Origin of the sequence: Deinococcus seoulensis (assembly GCF_014648115.1) — a bacterium.
Lineage (GTDB): Bacteria > Deinococcota > Deinococci > Deinococcales > Deinococcaceae > Deinococcus > Deinococcus seoulensis.
In genome coordinates, this window is record NZ_BMQM01000010.1 from 1 (window position 1) to 17,811 (window position 17,811).

The following is a 17,811-nucleotide window of genomic DNA, read 5'->3' on the forward strand; positions in this document are numbered from 1 at the left end:
AGCTCAGCATGCTGATAGTTTATCAGAGCACCCTCAGCTCCCTGGAATCCAGGAAGAGCCAAACAAAAAACCCGCCTCGTGGGCGGTTATTCCTAGAAGATAGCGCGGAATGCAGGGCCTGTCAAATCCATGCAGGCCACCGGGAAAACGCTGTCCGGGACGCACCCGGGTACATCGGCAGGCCTGCGGCCCCATGCACCCCCCCCTGCGAATCGTGACGTGCCGTCTGGGAGAAAGGTCGCCAGTCTGTATACTGGAAAGTCTGTGGTCCGGGCCGCCCAGTGGGGGCGGCGGACAATCGGCGGAACCCCCCAGGCGCCCGGGGCGGAACCGACACCGTACAAGGAGCGTCCACATGCATAAAGTCGCCATCGTAGGCCGACCCAACGTCGGCAAATCCAGCCTGTTCAACCGCCTCATCGGCCGCCGCGAGGCCGTCGTGGCCGACCTTCCCGGCGTCACCCGCGACGCCAAGGAAGGCCTGATGCTGCACCAGAACCACCGCATCACCCTGATCGACACCGGCGGCCTCTGGAGCGGCGACGAGTGGGAAGACGCCATCCGCGAGAAAGCCGAGTGGGCCATGGAAGGCGCGCAGGCCGTCATCTTCGTCCTCGACCCCCGCGAGGGCCTCTCGGCCGCCGATTACGAGGTCACCGACTGGCTGCGCCGCCTGGGCAAACCCGTCATCATTGCCGCGAACAAGATCGACAGCCCCAAGCACGAGGTCTACATGGCCGAACTGTGGGGCCTGGGCTTCGGGGAACCCGTCGCCATCAGCGCCGAACACGCGCGCGGCCTGGACGATCTGCTTGACCGCGTCATGGAGCACATGCCCGAGGACACCGAGGACGTCCCGGAAATCGCGCCCATCCGCATTTCCCTGATCGGCCGCCCGAACGTCGGCAAGAGCAGCCTGCTGAACGCCATCACGCAGACTGACCGCGCCATCGTCGCCGACATGCCCGGCACCACCCGCGACTCCCTGGACGTCGAGTGGGACTACGGCGGTCAGCGTTTCGTGCTGGTCGATACCGCCGGCATCCGCAAGAAACCCGACACGGCCGTCGAGGACTACGCCATCCAGCGTTCGCAGGCCGCCATCGGCCGCAGCGACCTGATCTGGCTGGTCGTGAACGCCGGGGATCTGGGCGACCACGAACTGAAACTCGCGAACATCGCGTACGACAGCGGCAAACCCGTGATCGTCATCGTGAACAAGTGGGACCTCGTGCCCGACGCGGACCTCAAGGCCACCGAGAAGGACCTGAACCAGAAACTCCACCACATCAGCTACGCGCCCCGCGTGTACACCAGCGCCATCAACGAGTACGGCATTCACGAGATGCTGGCCGAAGCCATGAAACTCCACGAGAAATGGCAGAGCCGCATCCCCACCAGCGAACTGAACCGCTGGCTGGGCGTCTGGCAGATGCGTCAGAGCGTCCCGAACTTCCACGGCAAGAAACTCAAGATGTACTTCATGACCCAGGTCGAAACCGCGCCCCCCACGTTTGCGATCTTCTGCAACCGCGCCGACTTCGTCACCCGCGCCTACGAGGGCTTCCTGCAGAACCGCATCCGCGAGGACCTGCAACTCGCCGGGATTCCCGTGCGCCTCAAGTGGAACGAGAAAGGCCCGTACAAACGCGGCAAGAACGCCGAGAACGACGACTGAACCGCACTTTGGACGTACGTCACGTGCCCCCGCTCCGGCGGGGGTTTTTCGTTACCAGTCAGCCGTGACCCGTCAGCCGTTCACGGCGCTGCCCCGGTCAGGGTGCCTGTCCGGCAAAGTACTTCCGGGCCAGGGCCACGGCGTCCAGCCCGACCTCGTGTCCGATGCGCCGCCCGGCGAGGTCGTCGGGTTCGATGTGAATGCCGCCCCAGATGCGGGACTGCCCGGCCTGATCGGCGGCGTCGGCGTACGTGGCCCATTGCAGGTGCACGGGCGCGTCGTTGGTACTGGAGTCGCTGCGGATGAAGCCGGGCGCGGCCGTCATCTCGTACAGGCCGCCGGGGAAGAAGCCGCTGCCGGTCAGGTCAGTCAGGACGCTGGCGGCCGCGCGGCTGAACGTGGAGTGCCCGGACACGAAGCCGGGGAAGGCAGGACTGACGAACACGGCCGTCTGGTACGGAATCCAGTCGGCCGGGTCGCGCCAGCTGAAGCCCCCGGCGGGGTTGAAGGCCCGCACGAGCAGTTTCCCGCCGCGTTCCTCGGTCACGCCTGCCTCGTCGGGGAGGGCCTGCCGGGCGGCCAGGACGCGCACCAGCGTGATGGGCCGCGCGGAATCCGCCTGCCGTTTCACGTCCCAGGCGGCGATGGCGGCGTCGTGCATGGCGGCGTTCAGGGCCAGGTACAGTTTCACGTCCCATTCCAGGCGGGGCAGCGCTGGCCCCTGACCGCCCAGCCGGTGGGCGAGGCGGGGGTCGTCACTGACGGCGTTCGCCAGGACGTTCCAGTGGCCGGGGGGCGTCTCGGCGCGCGGGCCGTCCGCCCAGAATTCCGCGATGACCCGCCCGTAATCCGCGAGTTTCGTGGGGTTCGGCGCGTACGGTTGCCCGGTGACGGGGTTCACGGGGTGCCCGCGCCCGTCGTTGGTGCCCAGGGGGTTGTTGCCGGTCACGGCGGGGGACAGGTCGGTCATGTCGGGCCGGGCGGGGTCCAGCTGGGCCTGCCGCCGCAGCAGGTCCGGCACCCAGCGGGCCGCCATGAGTGGGTCGCTGATGCTGGGGAAGGCGCCCGGGTCGTGATAGAAGCGGCCCTGGCGGGTCATGGCGAAGGGTTTCACGTTCCCCCACTGGGCGCCCATGAAGGTCTGCGGGCCGCTGAGGGGAATGCCGTTCTGCGTGAACGGTTCTTTCAGCAGCAGCGGTTGCCAGCGGTCGGGGTTGCTGGGGGTCGCGCCGGGAATCTCGGGGCGCAGCGGCCCGTTCACGGCGCGGTAGCCGGTGGTGTCGGCGTACCCCTGCCCCTCGTTCGCGCCGTCCGTGCGGGCGGCGTCCAGGACGGCCTGCGCGATGCGGTTGCCGGTCGCGGCGGGTGTGTTCCCCTGCGTGCCGGTGTCGGCGGGGTCCAGGCCCAGGTGCCGCAGGCGGTCGTCGAAGCAGGTGCCGAGCGCCGGGACGATCCCCGCGTACCGGGCGCGCAGGACGCGGTGCGCGGCGCGGTTCAGGGCCTGTTCGACCTGCGCGGGCGTGCCCTGGTGGGTTTCCTGAACGAACACGCCCTGCGCGGTGGGGTCGAAGGCGGCCCAGGTGTCGTACATGGCAGCGGACAGGTGAAAGAGGTTACGGGCGTGCGCGGTGGGTTGCGGCAGCACGCTGCGGATGGCGTTCAGGGCCAGTTCGTCCCACACGCGCGCCGCCGAGTTCCCCGGCGCCTCGATGGCGGCCCACGCGGCGGGCGTCAGGGGGCAGGGGGGCGTGCCGGTGCTGACGGTGGGGCCAGGGTTGCCGGGAGCCGCGCCGGTGGTCGTGCCGGTGTCCGTGATCGGCGTGGCCGGGCAGGCGGTCAGGGTCACGGTCAGGGCCGCGCCCAGGGCGCCGTGCCGCAGGGAACGCGGCCATGCCGGGCGGCCGGGCTGTGGGCGCGTGAATGTGAAGGGCGTCTTCATCTGCCGCGCAGTCTATGGCGCAGGCTGACCCCCGGTGCAGCAACGGGACGGGGGACACAGGCGCCGGGTGTGGCTGTGTCCCCCGTCCGGGTGGTGCCGCTTACGGCTGGTAGGTCTTGATCAGTCCGCCGAATCCGCTGAGGGTCCGGGCGCGGTAGAACACCAGGCTGATCGGCAGGTTGCTGCCGCTGGCCGGCACGAAATCGATGTTCAGGCGGTCGCTCTGCGCGCGCCACAGCATGACGGGCTCGTCGGGTTTCAGGGCGTTGCCGCTGCGGGGTAACTTGATGGTCTGCGTGATGGGGCCGTCCTGCACGTTCATGGCGCCCCGGTACAGGCCGCCGCGCGGGCTGAGTGCCACGGCGGTGCCGGCCGCGCCGTTCACTTCCAGGTCGTACAGTACGCCGTAGTTGCCGCTCAGGCGCACGCTCTGGCGGGTCAGGGCGTCGGTGCCCACGATGGCGGGGTCCACCTGTCCGTCCCCGATCACGATGCGGGTGGGCAGGCTGCTCAGGTTCACGCGCAGGTGCCGCACGGCGTCCGGGAAGGTGCCGCGCACGTGCCGCCCGTCGGGTTGCAGGTACGGGAGTTGCTGCGCGACCTGCCCGGTGGGCGGCAGGCTGTCTTCCAGCATCAGGAAGGTCAGTTCCACGCGGCCCGAGGTGGTCAGGTCCTGCATGACGTTCACGCCGCTCCCGGCGCTAAGGGTGGGGCTGGCGTACACGGCGGCCGACTGCCCCGGCATCAGGCTCAGGGTGGTGCCGCCGCTGGACGCGAAGTACTCCATGAGCGTCACCTGCCCCAGGATGCCCTCGATGCGGGTGGGGGCCGTCTCGCCCAGGCGTTCGCTGCGGACTTCCACGGCGCGGGATTCGAGGTTGCGGGCCATGACGTACAGGCGCGCCGGGCGGCCCAGGCCGTTCAGGTGGTACGCCAGCAGCCGCGCGCGCCCCTGCACGCTGTCCTGGTACAGGATGCCGCTCTGGGTGGGTACCTCGGGACTGTCGCTGAACAGCAGCGGGTAGTTCGGGCCGTCCACGGTGACGGGCGTCGCCGACGGGTAGTTCAGGATCTGCGGGTCCGGGAAGGCGTCGCCGGGCTGCGCGTACTTCAGGGCGTACGTCAGCGGACTGTCGGCGGGCGTGCCTTCCACGCGGATGGTGCGCGTGAACGGCTGGCTCTGAAGGCCCCGGCTGTTCGTGACGGTCAGCCCGACCGTGTACGTGCCGGGCTGAAAGTACGCGTCCTGCCGGCCGGTCCAGCGGCGCGCGGTGATGTCCGCGCCGTCCGGGTCGAAGGGGTACTCGGTGTACACGACCCGCTCGCCCGGCGCGTACACGCTCTTGTCGGTACTGAATCGCGCCTGCGGGCTCAGGGGGTTGCCGCCGTCGCGCAGGGCGGTCAGCGTGAAGCTGCGGTCGTCGGTGCTCAGGTTGGCGTTCAGGGCGTCGGCCAGCGTGCGGACGCTGACGTACAGGGTGGTGCCCACGCTGGCGACCGTCCCGGCGGGTTGCGCCTGCCCGCTCAGCGAGGCGCTGTTCTGGCGGACATCCACGCTCAGGCGCGCCAGTTGCAGCTGGGTGCCGCTGCCCAGCAGCGGTTGCCCCAGCAGGTCCGCCGCCTCGCGCAGGGGCAGCATGGTGCGCCCCCCGATCAGGCGGGGCGGGCTCTGTAGCGTGACCGGGGTGCCGTTCACGAACGCGCCCGTCTGGTCCAGCGTGAAGGTCAGTTGCACCGAGCCGAGCATGGGCTGCGCGGCCCGCGCCTCCCCCAGCACGCTGACCAGTCCGGCCGCGCCCAGTCCGGCCAGCACCCCCGCAGCTGGTGCGGCGGGGGTCAGGGTGGGGGTCAGCAGGGCCAGGAGTGGCAGCAGACGGGATCGTCGGGGAGAACGGGGGAACGCGAGCAGGGAAGACCGTGAAAACCGCATCCGCCGAGTATGCCTGCCCGGCCTGACCGGAATCTTCATGCAGTGACCTTGTTGGTCTTTTCTGACCGTACCCTCAAGGGAACATGGGTGCGCCGTACAGAGCTGCGGGGTACGGAGCTGCGGGGTCATGGGCAAGCCCGGCGGCGGGGGTGGTGGGGGTGTGCGCTTTCAATCGCCGGGCAGGGGAGGGGCATACACTGGGGCATGAACGAGAGCGGCGTGACGGGTGAAGGCATGTCCGGCGTGACCCTGACCACCCTGGCCGGTGCGACCCTGGCCGGTGCGGGGCGCGCATGAAACGGCCGGCGTGGCTGTGGGGTCTGGGCATCGCGGCGCTGCTGCTGGTCGTGGTGGGCCTGAGCCTGCCGCGCGAGCAGGGTGACGAACTGAACCTCACGGACTTCACGGCCGCCCTGAACGGCGGGCAGGTCAGCAGCGCCGTGATCGCGTACCAGAACGGCACCGCGCAGCTCAGCGGGCAGTTGCAGGACGGCCGCCGGTACCGCACCCGCACGCTGGCCGCCGACCCGGCCCTGAACCTGGAGGCGTTGCAGCGTTCGGGCGTGACCGTCTCGTACGTCGCGCCGTCACGGCTGAGCGTGCTGGGCATCCTGAGCGTGGTCCTGACCGTCGCGCTGATCGGCGGCCTGATCGTCCTGCTGATGCGCGGACGCCAGAGCGGCGGCACGGATGCCACCGGGAATTTCGGGAAGTCGAAGGCGGCCGTGATCAGCGAGGGGCAGATCAAACTCAACTTCACCGACGTCGCCGGTTGCGACGAGGCCAAGCAGGATCTTCAGGAAGTCGTCGATTTCCTCCGCCACCCCGAGAAGTACCACCAGCTCGGCGCCCGCATCCCCCACGGCGTCCTCCTCGTCGGCCCCCCAGGCAGCGGCAAGACCTTACTGGCAAAAGCTGTCGCCGGTGAAGCGAGGGTCCCCTACTTCAGCATTTCGGGCAGCGACTTCGTCGAGATGTTCGTCGGCGTCGGCGCCGCCCGCGTCCGCGACCTGTTCGAACAGGCCCGCAAGGCCGCCCCCTGCATCGTCTTCATCGACGAGATCGACGCCGTGGGCCGCAAGCGCGGCATGAACATGCAGGGCGGCAACGACGAACGCGAACAGACCCTCAACCAGCTGCTCGTCGAGATGGACGGTTTCTCCAGCGGGCAGGAGGTCATCATCCTGGCCGCCACGAACCGCCCGGACGTGCTGGACGCAGCGCTGCTGCGTCCGGGACGCTTCGACCGGCAGGTGGTGGTGGACGCGCCGGACGTGCGGGGCCGCGAGCAGATCCTGCGGATTCACGCGCGCAAGAAACCCCTGGACGCATCGGTGGACCTGGGCGTGGTGGCGCGGCGCACAGCGGGGATGGTGGGGGCGGACCTGGAGAACCTGCTGAACGAGGCGGCGTTGCAGGCGGCGCGGTCGGGGCGGACACGGATCGTGGGGCGGGACGTGGACGAAGCGCGGGACCGGGTGCTGATGGGCCCGGAGCGGCGGTCGCTGGTGGTGCGGGAGGCGGACCGGAAGGTCACGGCGTACCACGAGGTCGGCCACGCCCTCGCCGCGCAACTGCTGCCCGGCGCGGACAAGGCGCACAAGCTGACCATCGTGCCGCGCGGCCGCAGCCTGGGCAGTGCGCTGTACACCCCGGAAGACCGCATGCACCACACCCGCGCCGCGCTGCTGGACCGCATCTGCGTGGCGCTGGCCGGGCACGCCGCCGAGCAGATCGCCACCGGGCAGGTCACGACCGGCGCCGCAAACGACTTCCAGCAGGCGACGGGTATCGCGCGGCGCATGGTCACCGAGTGGGGCATGAGCAGCGTGGGGCAACTGGCGCTGGAACAGGACAGCGGCTCGTACCTGGGGTACGGCCCGCAGCAGGGCGCGTACAGCGACCACACCGCGCAGGCCATCGACGCCGAGGTCAGCCGCATCCTGAACGGCGAGTTCCAGCGGGCGCTGGACCTGCTTGGCGAGCACGCGCACGTCCTGCACCGCCTGACCGACGAACTCGTCGCCCGCGAGAGCCTGACCGGCGAGGACGTGCAGACCGTCCTGGCCGGGGGCACGCTGCCGCCCCTCTCGCCCGACCTGCGCCCCACCGAAACGGCCGCGCCCACCGGGAAACTCACGCCGGGACCCGCGTAGCAGGGGGGCGGATGGCAGAAAGCAGATGGCAGATGGCGAATTCCCGCCTCTGCCATCTGCCTTGAGCCATCTGCTATCTGCCCTGACTGCTAGCTGCCCTGTGCCTTCCCGGCGTTCAGTTCTGCGCGGGCACGGCGCACTGGCCGTCCTCGCAGCCGTCGGCGGGGGTGTCGGTGCCGATCATCTGGAGGGGTGCGGGGTGGGTCTCGTCCCAGACCTGCGTGAGGGCGCCCAGCAGCGTCTGCGGGTCCTGCGCGCCGCTGACGCCGTACTTGCCGCCCAGCACGAAGAAGGGCACGCCGCTGATGCCCAGGGCCTGCGCCTGCGCCTCGTCCTGGCGGACGGCGTGCGCGTGGCGGCCGTCGAGCAGCGCGGCGCGGACCTCGGTGCCGTCCAGGCCGGTCTCCTCGGCCAGGCGGACCAGGGTGTCGGGGTCGCTCATCAGCTGACCCTCGCTCATGTAGGCGCGCAGCAGGCGTTCCTTCATGGCGTCCTGGCGGCCGTGCGCGGCGGCGTGGTGGATCAGCTGGTGGGCCAGGAAGGTGTTGCCCATGCGGGCGCGTTCAAAGTGGTATTCCAGGCCCTCGTCGGCGGCGACGCGGGTCATGTGGTCCATCATGCCCTGGGCCTCGTCGGCGCTGCGGCCGTACTTGCGGGCCAGTCCGTCGCGCATGCTCAGGGGGTGTTCGGCGGGGGTGGTGGGGTCGAGTTCGAAGGAATGCCACACGAGTTCCACGTGGTCGCGCTGCGGGAACTGCGCCAGGGCGCTTTCCAGGCGGCGTTTGCCGATGTAGCACCAGGGGCAGGCGACGTCGGACCAGATGTCCACGCGGATCTTGTCGGGGCTGGAGGGCTGGAAGGAGGCGGTCATGCCCACATTCTCCCATGCTTTACAAAACAAAGCATGAGCTGGGGCACAAATGCCGCCCACCCTCCCCACACCGACCCCGCATGAAGCGACCCGACAGGCACACCTCAGCGTCCGTCAGCTTCCACGTGCTACCACTGACAGTATGAACCGGCGTTCCACGCCCCTGAACGTCCCTGCCCTGACCCTCGCCGCCCTGCTGAGCACCCACGCCCAGGCACGCACCCCCGACCTGACCGGCGCCGCCACCCGCGCCGCCGCCGCCCTGAACGGCGTGCTGCGCAACTGCCCGGCCAGTTTCGAGACCATCGGCACGCCCGGCAAACAGTGCGTCGGTGCGCCCGGCACCACCGAACAGGTCCGCCAGACCCTGACCGCCACCCTGAAAGACGACCTGTACGGCGTGTGGCGCAGCCGCGACGAGCAGCGCAGCGTGTTCAACTGGCTGGGCACCCCCGGCGGGTTCGTGTACCTGCGCCTGCAACCCGACCCGGACGGCCGCGCCCAGACCCTGGTGTACCTGGACCTGCCCCCCGACGGCGACCCCACCCCGGACACCCCGCCTGCCAGCGCCACTGCCAGCAATCCCCCTGCTAGCGCCACTGCCAGCAGCGCGGCCCCGGCAGCCAGGGGCGCGGCCCTCCCGGCAGGGGCCGTGCAGATGGGCGGCGTGACCCTCACCCCGCTGGACTCGCCTTCCGTGCAGGCGGCCCGTCCGGCGCCCGCACCCCCCGCGCCGCAACTGACCGCCAGCCGCCCGGCACCCGCCGCGCCCACCCCGACGCTGGTGGTCACGCTCGCCCCGGGCGCAGTCACGGCGCGCTCGCTGGCGCCCGTGCCGTTCAGCCGCCCGCTGTCCCTGCAGACCAGTCGCCTGAACGGCCCGGACGTGCTGGCCGTGCAGAACCGCCTGATCCGCCTGATGCGCCCCGTGCGCCCCGGCCAGGGCGACGGCTGGTTCGGTCCCGTCACCGCCGACGCCGTGCGCGCCTTCCAGTCGGCCAGTGGCCTGCCCGTCACGGGCCGCGTGGACCGCGCCACCTGGGACCGCCTGTTCTCCCCGGACGCCCGTCCCTTCACTGCCCCCTGACGGGTGGGCGGGTGGAGCTGCGGCCCGTGCCTGTCGTCCTCCTTTCGGTGCAGGACCCGGCGCGCCTTCCTCATGAGACGCCGCCCCGGACCTGTCCCGGCCCCGGCCCGGATGGGCAGAACAGCCCTCCTGCACACGCTTTTGCGCCGGGCGGCACCTGAATGAGATACGCGCCTCAATTCTCACTGCCGCCCGGTACAGTAAAAGACACATGAAGCCGACTGCCCTTTTCCTCTCATCTGCTCTGCTGCTGGCGGTCGCGGGTTCAGGACTGGCCCAGACCGGTGATCCATTTCAGCGGGCCGCGCCCACCGCCGTTCCTCCCGTCGTGTCCACCCCGGTCGCGCAGGTCGGGCCGGGCGGCGTGCCCGCCGTGCCCATCACGCTGACCGGCGTGCAGAACGCCACCTTCGGCTCCCCCCGCTCCAGCAACCAGGGCAGCGCCACGCGCGTGGTGTTCGACCTCGCTCCCGGCGTCAGTTACTCCCTGACGCCCACCTTCACGGGCCTGCGCGTGGACGTGCAGGGCGCGCGCGTGCAACCGGCCGTGATCATGGGCCTGGGCAACAGCGTCACCGAGTACCGCGCCGGGGGCGGGCAGGTCACGCTGTCCACCCTGTTCCCGCTGTCCCTGACCGACGGCTGGCAGGCGCGCGAGGCGACCCTGGCGACCGGTACGCGCGTGCTGATCATCGACATCGGCGCGACCGTCACGGGCGGCGCCCCGAACAGCCGCGTGCTGGCCAGCGCGCCCATCAGCGCCGCCGCGCAGGCCGTCCTGAACGCCCCGGTCACCCCCACCCCGGTCAGCGTCAGCAGCCTCCCGCCCGGCGACACCGTCACGCGCGGCGGGAAGGTCCTGCCGCCCGCCCCGGCCCTGCCCGGCGACAACACCGCCCGCCCCAGCGCCCTGAGCGGACAGGTGCCCGGCACGCCAACCGGCGTCACGCTGCCCCCACTGCGCGTCGGCAAGAGCCCCGGCCAGACCCGCGTGGTCCTGGACCTGCCGCCCGGCACCGCGTACCGCATCGTGCCCGGCCCCGGCGGCCTGAGCGTCGAACTGACCGGCCTGAGCGTCCCCGCCCAGCGCGAACGGAACGTCAGCCCGGAACTCACGGAATGGTCCGCGCAGCCCTCCCCGCTCGGCGGGACGGTCCTGCTGGCCACCCCCACCCCCACCACCGCCCGCAGCGGCTGGCGCGCGCAACTGCTGCCGCCGGGCAGCGGCACCCTGTCCCGGCTGGCCATCGACCTGTCGCCCGCCATGGCCGACCTGACCCCCCTGCCTGCCGCCGACCGCGTCCTGGCGGCCGTTCCGCCCGTGTCGGCGGCGCGCGGTACGGCCATCCTGGCCCTGAGCGCCGCGTACGTCCGGCCCCGCGTGGTCATCGACGCCGGGCACGGCGGCCGCGACCCCGGCGCGGTCGGGTCGGTCATCGAGAAGGACGTCACGCTGGCCGTCGCGCTGCGCGTGCGTGACCTGCTGGCCCCCGCCGGGGTGGACGTCATCCTGACCCGCGACAGTGACCGCGAACTCAGCCGCGACAAGAACACCGACCTGAAGATGCGCGCCGGACTGGGCACGCCCGGCACGCAACTGTTCGTCAGTATTCACGTGAACGCCATGGACGCCCGCAACGCCCTGAAAGGCTACGGCGTGGAAACCTGGTGGAACCCCAACCACCCCAACAGCAGCGCCCTGGCCGCCCTGCTGCAACGCAACATGATCGAGGCGACCGGCGCGTTCAGCAAGGGCCTGAAGAACAGCCAGTCCCTGAGCGTGCTGCGCAACAGCCGCGTTCCGGCCGCGCTGGTCGAGATCGGGTTCGCCAGCCACCCGGTCGACGGGCAGAACCTGAAAGACAGCAACTACCTGGACCGCGTGGCGCTGGGCATCGCGCAGGGCGTCCACGAGGCCCTGATGGGCGGCGTGACCGCCGACGCCGACAGCGGCGTCCCGGCCCTCGCCAAGCAGCGCCCCTGAACCGGCACTGAACCGCGCCCCCCGGACCGTTCGTGGCCGCGCGTCAGGCACAATGACGGCATGACCGATTCCGTTCCGTCCGCGCAGGTGGCCCCGGCGTTCCGTGAGCGCGTGCTGGCCCTCGTGGCCCGCATTCCCGAGGGCCGCGTCATGACGTACGGGCAACTGGCGCTGCTGGCCGGGAATCCCGGCGCGGCCCGGCAGGCGGGGTTCGTGATGAACTCGCTGGTGGGCGGCGTCAGCGTCAGCGGGGATGGCCTGCCGTGGCACCGCGTGATCAACGCACAGGGCCGCGTCAGCACCCACAAGGTCGGCTTCGGGGACATGCAGGAGGGCCTGCTGCGCGCCGAGGGCGTCGAACTGGACAGCACGGGCCGCTGCGACCTCGCTGCGCGGCAGTGGTGGCCCGAGGAGGAACGCGGCGCGCCTCCCACCCCGCTGCTGTGACGCCCGCGCAGCCCGGAGCGACATGCAGCGGCATGAAGAAATTCCCCCGGCGGCCCTCCCACATGTCCCGGCGGGGCAGTCGTATGCTCGGGACATGAACAGACGAACGCAGCGTGAAGCGGGCGACGTGGCCTCCTGGGCACTGGGTGTCACGGCCGGACTGGTCCTGGGCGTGACCCTGCTGATCGCCACCCCCCAGCTGATGAAGGCCCCCCAGGCCGCCGAGCCTGCCCAGACGGAAACCAACGCAGTCAACCAGACCGAACCGACCACCATGGGCGCCACCACGACCCCGGAACCCGCTGCGGCTGCCGCTCCCGATACAGCGGCGACCGACACGGCCACCACCGACACCGCTGCCCCTGACACGGCCGCCCCTGACACGGCTGCGACCGACACCCCCGCAACCGACACGGCTGCCGCTGACGCCGGGGCGACCGGTGACGCCGCCGCCGGGCAGACGGTCTTCGCGGGCAACTGCGCGGCCTGCCACGGCGCGAACGGCCAGGGTCAGATCGGCCCGAGCCTCGTGACCGCCGACGGCCCGAAAGCCTGGACGGACGCGCAGTTCCTGACCGCCCTGCGCGAAGGGAAAACCCCGCAGCGTGAACTGAGCGTCGCCATGCCCCGCTTCGCCGAAGGGCAGATCAGCGACGCGGACGTGGCGAACATCCACGCGTACATCAAGACCCTGAACTGACCCTCAACCCGATTGAATGGGTGTCAACCTGTTCAATCCGGGCGGATGCCGGTGGGAACGGACGGCGCGCCCGGCAGCGGCCCGGTCTGCAACGCTCCCCGCAGGGCGTGCAGGTCGGGCCGCGCCTCGTCAGCCGCGCGCTGCGCCAGCCACCAGCGGGCCGCCGGGATGCGAGGCCGGGCGGGCCAGAGTTCACGCACCTGCCCGGCGTCCAGCGCCTCCTGCGCGGCGAACAGGGGAACCAGACTGGCCCACATGCCCAGCGTGACGGCCCGCACCACGGCCCGCAGGTCCGGCGCCACCAGCGCCTGCCGCGCCGCGAACCGCTGCCCCAGCGTGCCCGTGAAGAACCGCCGCGTGACCGGCAACTCCACGCTGTAATACGGATTCCGTTTGTTTCGCCAACAATCCGGAACTTCACCGGATTGCCGGCTCCACGTCCGGAACCCGTTTTGCTCCCACTCGCTTCGCTCGGATCGAACGGGCTTTGCAGCCCATTCAATCGGAGTCCGTATAACTCACCCACGGCCGCGCGTTCAGCCACGCGCCCAGCGTGTTGGGCAGGGTGGGCGCAGCGTCCCAGTCGGGCGGGCCGATCAGCGCGAACGGCATCTCGGTCACGACCTGCGCCGTCACCTGGTGGCCCTCGGGTTCGGTCGTGACCAGCGCGGCGTCCAGCGTGCCGCTGCCCAGCGCGGCCAGCAGCGCGCGGTCCTCGCCGAACGTGACGTGCAGCGCGCCCGGCAGTCCCGCCAGCCGGGGCAGCGCGAAGCCGTGCAGGACCTCGGGTGTCAGGCCCAGCCGCAGCGGTCCGGGCGGGGCCGGGCTGCCACGCAGGGCCGCGCTGGCCGCCTGGAGGTGATCCACGCTCTGCGCCACCTGTGCGTACAGCAGTTTGCCCCGCTCGGTCGGGGTCACGCCGCGCGGGGTGCGCAGAAACAGAGGCTCGCCCACGCGGGCCTCCAGCGCCGCCAGTTGCGCACTCACGGCAGGCTGGGTCAGGTGGCGGTCGCGGGCGGCGCGACTCAGGCTACCGGCACGGTACACCGCCACGAACACCCGGAACGGACCGAGGGACGCCATCAGGTTTTCTTATACCCCATGCCAGGGCCTGTGATTTGCAGTGATGCCCGGCTCCGGCGCACCATCAGGGCATGAGCGACCACCCCGCCCGCGCAGACCACGCCACCCCTGACACCAGCAGCGCGGCGCAGTTCAACCGGCACGCCGCGAAGTACGCCGCCAGCGAGGTTCACCGCCACGGTCCCAGCCTGCCCGCCCTGCTGGGCGCCGCCGACCCGCACGCAGCCGACGTGGCGCTGGACGTGGCGACCGGCACCGGCAACACGGCCCTGGCCCTGGCACCGCACGTCGCGCACGTCACGGGCCTGGACGTGGCCGAAGGCATGCTGGCCCACGCGCGGGACCGCGCCGCGCAGGAGGGCGTGCCCAACGCCACGTTCGTCGTGGGCAGCGCCGAGGCCGTTCCCTTCCCGGACGGGTCGTTCACGCTGGTCACGTCCCGTCACGCGCCGCATCACTTCCGGGACCTGCCGCGCTTTCTGGCCGAGGCGCGGCGCGTCCTGAAACCCGGCGGGCGGCTGGTCATCGCCGACCAGATCAGCCCTGCGCCCGACCTGCAAGCCTGGATCGACGCCTACCAGCGGCGGCGCGACCCCAGCCACCACGCGCAGCGCACCGTGCCCGCATGGCAGGCCCTGGCGCGCGAGGCGGGCCTGCGCTGGGCAGGCGAGACGCTGGTCCCCTACCGCCTGGAGTTCGCGTGGTGGACCGCGCAGAGCGGCAGCACCCCAGAAACCGTGCAGGCGCTGCGCGAGATGGTCGCGGCCCTGACCCCGCCGCAGCAGGCCGCCATCGGCGCGGAATTCGACGCTGCCGGACAACTGAGCGCCCACGTGGACCAGATGATGGTCGCCCGGCTGGAACGCGACTGACCATCGGGGCCGGTAGGCGCAACTGCGGATGCGCCCGCCGTGCCCGCCCGCTAGCGTGAGCCAGTGACCTCCGCCTCCTCTGAACCAGGCCACGCCGAACTGCTCCGCACGCTGCGGGCCACCCTGCCGGACCTGTGGCGCAGCCAGCCGCTCGTGACGGGCGGACTGCTGCTCCTGGGGGCCGCGCAGGGCCTGATGCCCGCCGTGACCATCCTGATCGGCAAGTGGACGGTGGACGGCGTGAGCGGCCTGCTGGCCGGGCAGAGCGTGAACCTGACGGCCCTGGCCGGTGCGTGGGCGGGCGCGGCCCTGCTGACGCAACTGACGACCGTCCTCACGCAGGTCATGCAGGGCGTCGCCGCCGACCACTACACCCTGCACGTGAACCAACGCCTGATGCGCCGCATGACTGAATTGCAGGGCCTGGACGTGCTGGAAGACCCGCAGTTCCATGACGACATCGAGGTGCTACAGGGCGGCGCCAGCTACCGCCCACTGAATCTGCTGTCCACGCTGGTGTATGGCCTGCGCGGCGTGGCGGCAGCCATCAGCGTGGCGGCCACCCTCCTGATCATCGGGTGGTGGGTGCCGCTGGTCGTTGTGGCGGGCATGCTGCCGCTGCTGTCCCGGCAGATGCAGTTCTACCGACTGGGCTGGACCCTGTTCATTCAGAACACCCCCGAGGCGCGCGAGGTGAACTACCTGTCCCGCGTGGCGCTGCGCCACGAGTACGCCAAGGAGGTGCGCCTGTACGGTCTGGCCCCGCACCTGCAACGCGAGGCGCTGCAGCGGACCCGCGCGTACCAAGACACCCTGCGTGCCCAGCGCACGCGGGGTCTGCTGGCCCTGCTGCCCTTCGAGGCACTGTCCCTGCTGGTCACGGCGGGCCTGTTCGTGTTCGTCGTCGGGCAGGCGCAGGCTGGGCGCGTGGGGGCGGGCAGCATCGTGCTGGTCATCACGGCCCTCGCCGCGTTGCAGGGCGAACTGCGGCAACTCTCGGAGATGATCAGTACCGCCACCGAGCCCCTCAGCTGGTTTGGGAAACTGCACGCCTTCCTCAGCGCTCCCGGCGGCGTGCAGAGCCCCGCGCAGCCCCGGCCCATGCCCACGGACGGCGCGATCACGCTGGAGAACGTGAGCTTCGCGTACCGGGATCAGCCGCCCGCCCTGCACGACCTGACCCTGCACATCCCCGCCGGGCAGACCGTTGCCATCGTGGGCGAGAACGGTGCGGGGAAGACCACCCTGGTCAAACTGCTGCTGCGCTACTACGACCCCACGGCGGGTCGCATCCTGATCGGTGACGCCGCTGCGCGCACCGACCTGCGCGACCTGGACCTGAACGACTGGCGCGCCGGAATTGCTGCCGTGTTTCAGGACTTCGCGCGGTTCGAGTGGACGCTGCGCGAGAACATCCTGCTGGGGCAGACGCCCGACGGGGACCGCCTGAACGCCGCCGTGCAGGGCAGCGGCCTTTCGGGCGTCCTGAACGACTCCCGCACGCTGGATACCCGCCTCGGGCAGGCGTTCGGCGGGACCGAACTGTCCGGCGGGCAGTGGCAGAAACTCGCGACCGCCCGCGCCCTGTACCGCAGCGCCCGCCTGCTGATCCTCGACGAACCCACCGCCGCCCTCGACCCCCGCAGCGAGGCCGAGGTATTCAGCACCTTCGCCGCCCTGGCCCGCGGCCGCACCACGCTGCTCGTCACGCACCGCCTGGGCAGCGTCCTGATGGCCGACCGCATCCTGGTCATGAAAGCCGGACGCCTGATCGAGGACGGCACGCACGCCGAACTCCTCGCGCGCGGCGGCGAGTACGCCGAGCTGTGGCAGTTACAGGCCCGGCAGTACGGGACCGGCCCGGCCCCCCACGAACGCGACCCGGCCTACCCCTGATCCGCGCCTACCCCTGATCCGACTGGTCTCCTCCTGCGCCCGCCTGCCGACGTTTCTCGCAGCACAGGTCGTTCATCAGTTCCCCCAGCGGCGCGATCACCGCAAAGTTCCCCACGATGCGCCCCTTGTGCCACTGGGGCGTGCCGGTCACGATCACGTCCAGGGTCGTGCCGTCCGTGCGCCGCAGCCGCGTCCGGTACGAACTGGCCTGCCCGGCCTCCCGCGCCCGGCGGCCCTCCTGCAACTGCGCGTGATCGTCCGGCACCGTGAACTCGAACGGCGTGCGCCCCACCAGCGCGCTGGCGGGCAGGCCCAGCATCTGCGCGTACGCCCGGTTCACGTACGTGAAACGCCCGTCGCCGTCCAGCACGGTCAGGCCGTGATTCACGCTCTCCATGACCTGCCGCGCGAAATCCAGTTCCTGCTCGAACGACTCTTTCAGTTGCCGGTGCCCGCGCACCAGGGTCACGATCCGGGGGGCCAGCCACACGGCCCCGCCCTGCACGGCCAGCAGCGGCAGCACCAGCAGCAGCGCCGCCGGGCGCGGCGCCAGCCACGCCACCAGCAGCGTCTCCAGGGTCAGCAGCGCGAACAGCACATACGCCCACCTCAGTTCGGCCAGCCCCGGCTTCATACCTCAGGGTGCCGGACCGCGCCTGTCAGGACTCTTACGGGCAGTGTGTGGGTGTCAAGCAGGTCTGCGTCAACGCCACGCGAACAGGATCACTACGCTGACGCTCATGACTGATCGACCGTCCGGGTGCGGGCCGACCCTGCTGCTCACCTGTGTGCTGGGCGTCCCCGCCGTGTACGCACTCGGCACGTCTGTCGCGGCGGGCCTGAACGCCAGTTTCATCACTCCGCGTGAGCGGGTGCTGGGTGAACTGTGGGGCGCCCTGTTCTGCCTGTGCACGGTACTGCTGGCGGCGCTGTGGAGCACGCATTTCGTGCTGCGTGGCCGGTGGCCGCTGCTGTCTGCGGCCCGCTGGCGGCGCGTGGCGCTGTGGGTGGCGGGTGGACTGCTGCTGACGGCCGCCGGGTTCTACGTGGCGTTCGAGGTGCGGATGCGGCAGGTCGCGGCGGGTACGCCGGTCGGCGCGCTGGCCAGTCTGGAGCCGGGCGCCGTCAAGTCCGGCCGTCACTGACAGGCCGCCCCGCCCCACCCTAG

15 protein-coding genes are annotated in these 17,811 nt (G+C 71.1%); 9 read left to right on the top strand and 6 right to left on the bottom strand.

Annotated features, from left to right (window positions below):
• Positions 1-355 precede the first annotated feature (355 nt).
• Positions 356-1,678: a ribosome biogenesis GTPase Der gene (gene der / locus IEY70_RS08915; RefSeq protein WP_189064663.1), complete on the top strand. Its 1,323-nt coding sequence runs from the start codon at positions 356-358 to the stop codon at positions 1,676-1,678.
• A gap of 97 nt (positions 1,679-1,775) precedes the next feature.
• On the opposite strand, the gene IEY70_RS08920 is transcribed toward der, so the two are convergent.
• Both IEY70_RS08920 and IEY70_RS08925 read right to left on the bottom strand, forming a co-directional pair.
• On the bottom strand, positions 1,776-3,617 hold the full coding sequence (locus tag IEY70_RS08920; RefSeq protein ID WP_189064664.1) for a vanadium-dependent haloperoxidase: 1,842 nt from the start codon (positions 3,615-3,617) through the stop codon (positions 1,776-1,778).
• 100 nt (positions 3,618-3,717) lie between these two features.
• Entirely contained in the window at positions 3,718-5,547 is a 1,830-nt protein-coding gene (locus IEY70_RS08925; RefSeq protein WP_189064665.1) for a stalk domain-containing protein, read from the bottom strand.
• Positions 5,548-5,840: 293 nt separating this feature from the next.
• Here IEY70_RS08925 and ftsH point away from each other — a divergent pair, with 293 nt between their 5' ends.
• Positions 5,841-7,703 carry an ATP-dependent zinc metalloprotease FtsH gene (gene ftsH, locus IEY70_RS08930; RefSeq protein WP_189064666.1) on the top strand — a complete coding sequence of 621 codons (1,863 nt, stop codon included), beginning with the start codon at positions 5,841-5,843 and terminating at the stop codon, positions 7,701-7,703.
• 115 nt (positions 7,704-7,818) lie between these two features.
• Here ftsH and IEY70_RS08935 read toward each other — a convergent pair whose 3' ends face one another.
• Positions 7,819-8,574: a DsbA family oxidoreductase gene (locus IEY70_RS08935; RefSeq protein WP_189064667.1), complete on the bottom strand. Its 756-nt coding sequence runs from the start codon at positions 8,572-8,574 to the stop codon at positions 7,819-7,821.
• Between the two features lie 142 nt (positions 8,575-8,716).
• Between IEY70_RS08935 and IEY70_RS08940 the strand changes: the two genes are divergently transcribed.
• The 4 genes from IEY70_RS08940 to IEY70_RS08955 all read left to right on the top strand — a co-directional run bounded on the left by IEY70_RS08940 (position 8,717) and on the right by IEY70_RS08955 (position 12,792).
• Entirely contained in the window at positions 8,717-9,661 is a 945-nt protein-coding gene (locus tag IEY70_RS08940) for a peptidoglycan-binding domain-containing protein (RefSeq protein WP_189064668.1), read from the top strand.
• Positions 9,662-9,872: 211 nt separating this feature from the next.
• Entirely contained in the window at positions 9,873-11,645 is a 1,773-nt protein-coding gene (locus IEY70_RS08945; RefSeq protein WP_189064669.1) for an N-acetylmuramoyl-L-alanine amidase, read from the top strand.
• A gap of 60 nt (positions 11,646-11,705) precedes the next feature.
• The gene (locus IEY70_RS08950) at positions 11,706-12,092 is read left to right on the top strand and encodes an MGMT family protein (RefSeq protein ID WP_189064670.1); all 387 of its coding nucleotides are present in this window, start codon (positions 11,706-11,708) and stop codon (positions 12,090-12,092) included.
• A 94-nt stretch (positions 12,093-12,186) separates the two neighbouring features.
• On the top strand, positions 12,187-12,792 hold the full coding sequence (locus tag IEY70_RS08955) for a c-type cytochrome (RefSeq protein ID WP_189064671.1): 606 nt from the start codon (positions 12,187-12,189) through the stop codon (positions 12,790-12,792).
• Between the two features lie 32 nt (positions 12,793-12,824).
• Here IEY70_RS08955 and IEY70_RS08960 read toward each other — a convergent pair whose 3' ends face one another.
• A complete protein-coding gene (locus tag IEY70_RS08960; RefSeq protein WP_189064672.1) occupies positions 12,825-13,160 on the bottom strand; it encodes a LysR substrate-binding domain-containing protein in 336 nt (111 codons plus the stop codon).
• Between the two features lie 130 nt (positions 13,161-13,290).
• Positions 13,291-13,875 carry a LysR family transcriptional regulator gene (locus tag IEY70_RS08965; RefSeq protein ID WP_189064673.1) on the bottom strand — a complete coding sequence of 195 codons (585 nt, stop codon included), beginning with the start codon at positions 13,873-13,875 and terminating at the stop codon, positions 13,291-13,293.
• Positions 13,876-13,946: 71 nt separating this feature from the next.
• On the opposite strand from IEY70_RS08965, the gene IEY70_RS08970 reads away from it, so the two are divergent.
• Together IEY70_RS08970 and IEY70_RS08975 are read left to right on the top strand one after the other, a co-directional pair.
• On the top strand, positions 13,947-14,747 hold the full coding sequence (locus tag IEY70_RS08970) for a class I SAM-dependent methyltransferase (RefSeq protein ID WP_189064674.1): 801 nt from the start codon (positions 13,947-13,949) through the stop codon (positions 14,745-14,747).
• Between the two features lie 63 nt (positions 14,748-14,810).
• Positions 14,811-16,643, top strand: coding sequence for an ABC transporter ATP-binding protein (locus IEY70_RS08975; protein WP_189064675.1), 1,833 nt, complete (start codon positions 14,811-14,813; stop codon positions 16,641-16,643).
• A 7-nt stretch (positions 16,644-16,650) separates the two neighbouring features.
• On the opposite strand, the gene IEY70_RS08980 is transcribed toward IEY70_RS08975, so the two are convergent.
• Positions 16,651-17,277, bottom strand: a complete 627-nt coding sequence (locus IEY70_RS08980; protein ID WP_189064676.1) for a PAS domain-containing protein — start codon at positions 17,275-17,277, stop codon at positions 16,651-16,653.
• A gap of 106 nt (positions 17,278-17,383) precedes the next feature.
• Between IEY70_RS08980 and IEY70_RS08985 the strand changes: the two genes are divergently transcribed.
• Positions 17,384-17,788, top strand: coding sequence for a hypothetical protein (locus IEY70_RS08985; RefSeq protein ID WP_189064677.1), 405 nt, complete (start codon positions 17,384-17,386; stop codon positions 17,786-17,788).
• The last annotated feature ends 23 nt before the right edge of the window (positions 17,789-17,811 follow it).

Excerpts from the sequence above, each read along its gene's own strand:
- der (WP_189064663.1), top strand. The coding sequence starts at position 356 with ATGCATAAAGTCGCCATCGTAGGCCGACCCAACGTCGGCAAATCCAGC.
- IEY70_RS08920 (WP_189064664.1), bottom strand. The coding sequence starts at position 3,617 with ATGAAGACGCCCTTCACATTCACGCGCCCACAGCCCGGCCGCCCGGCA.
- IEY70_RS08925 (WP_189064665.1), bottom strand. The coding sequence starts at position 5,547 with ATGCGGTTTTCACGGTCTTCCCTGCTCGCGTTCCCCCGTTCTCCCCGA.
- ftsH (WP_189064666.1), top strand. The coding sequence starts at position 5,841 with ATGAAACGGCCGGCGTGGCTGTGGGGTCTGGGCATCGCGGCGCTGCTG.
- IEY70_RS08935 (WP_189064667.1), bottom strand. The coding sequence starts at position 8,574 with ATGACCGCCTCCTTCCAGCCCTCCAGCCCCGACAAGATCCGCGTGGAC.
- IEY70_RS08940 (WP_189064668.1), top strand. The coding sequence starts at position 8,717 with ATGAACCGGCGTTCCACGCCCCTGAACGTCCCTGCCCTGACCCTCGCC.
- IEY70_RS08945 (WP_189064669.1), top strand. The coding sequence starts at position 9,873 with ATGAAGCCGACTGCCCTTTTCCTCTCATCTGCTCTGCTGCTGGCGGTC.
- IEY70_RS08950 (WP_189064670.1), top strand. The coding sequence starts at position 11,706 with ATGACCGATTCCGTTCCGTCCGCGCAGGTGGCCCCGGCGTTCCGTGAG.
- IEY70_RS08955 (WP_189064671.1), top strand. The coding sequence starts at position 12,187 with ATGAACAGACGAACGCAGCGTGAAGCGGGCGACGTGGCCTCCTGGGCA.
- IEY70_RS08965 (WP_189064673.1), bottom strand. The coding sequence starts at position 13,875 with ATGGCGTCCCTCGGTCCGTTCCGGGTGTTCGTGGCGGTGTACCGTGCC.
- IEY70_RS08970 (WP_189064674.1), top strand. The coding sequence starts at position 13,947 with ATGAGCGACCACCCCGCCCGCGCAGACCACGCCACCCCTGACACCAGC.
- IEY70_RS08980 (WP_189064676.1), bottom strand. The coding sequence starts at position 17,277 with ATGAAGCCGGGGCTGGCCGAACTGAGGTGGGCGTATGTGCTGTTCGCG.
- IEY70_RS08985 (WP_189064677.1), top strand. The coding sequence starts at position 17,384 with ATGACTGATCGACCGTCCGGGTGCGGGCCGACCCTGCTGCTCACCTGT.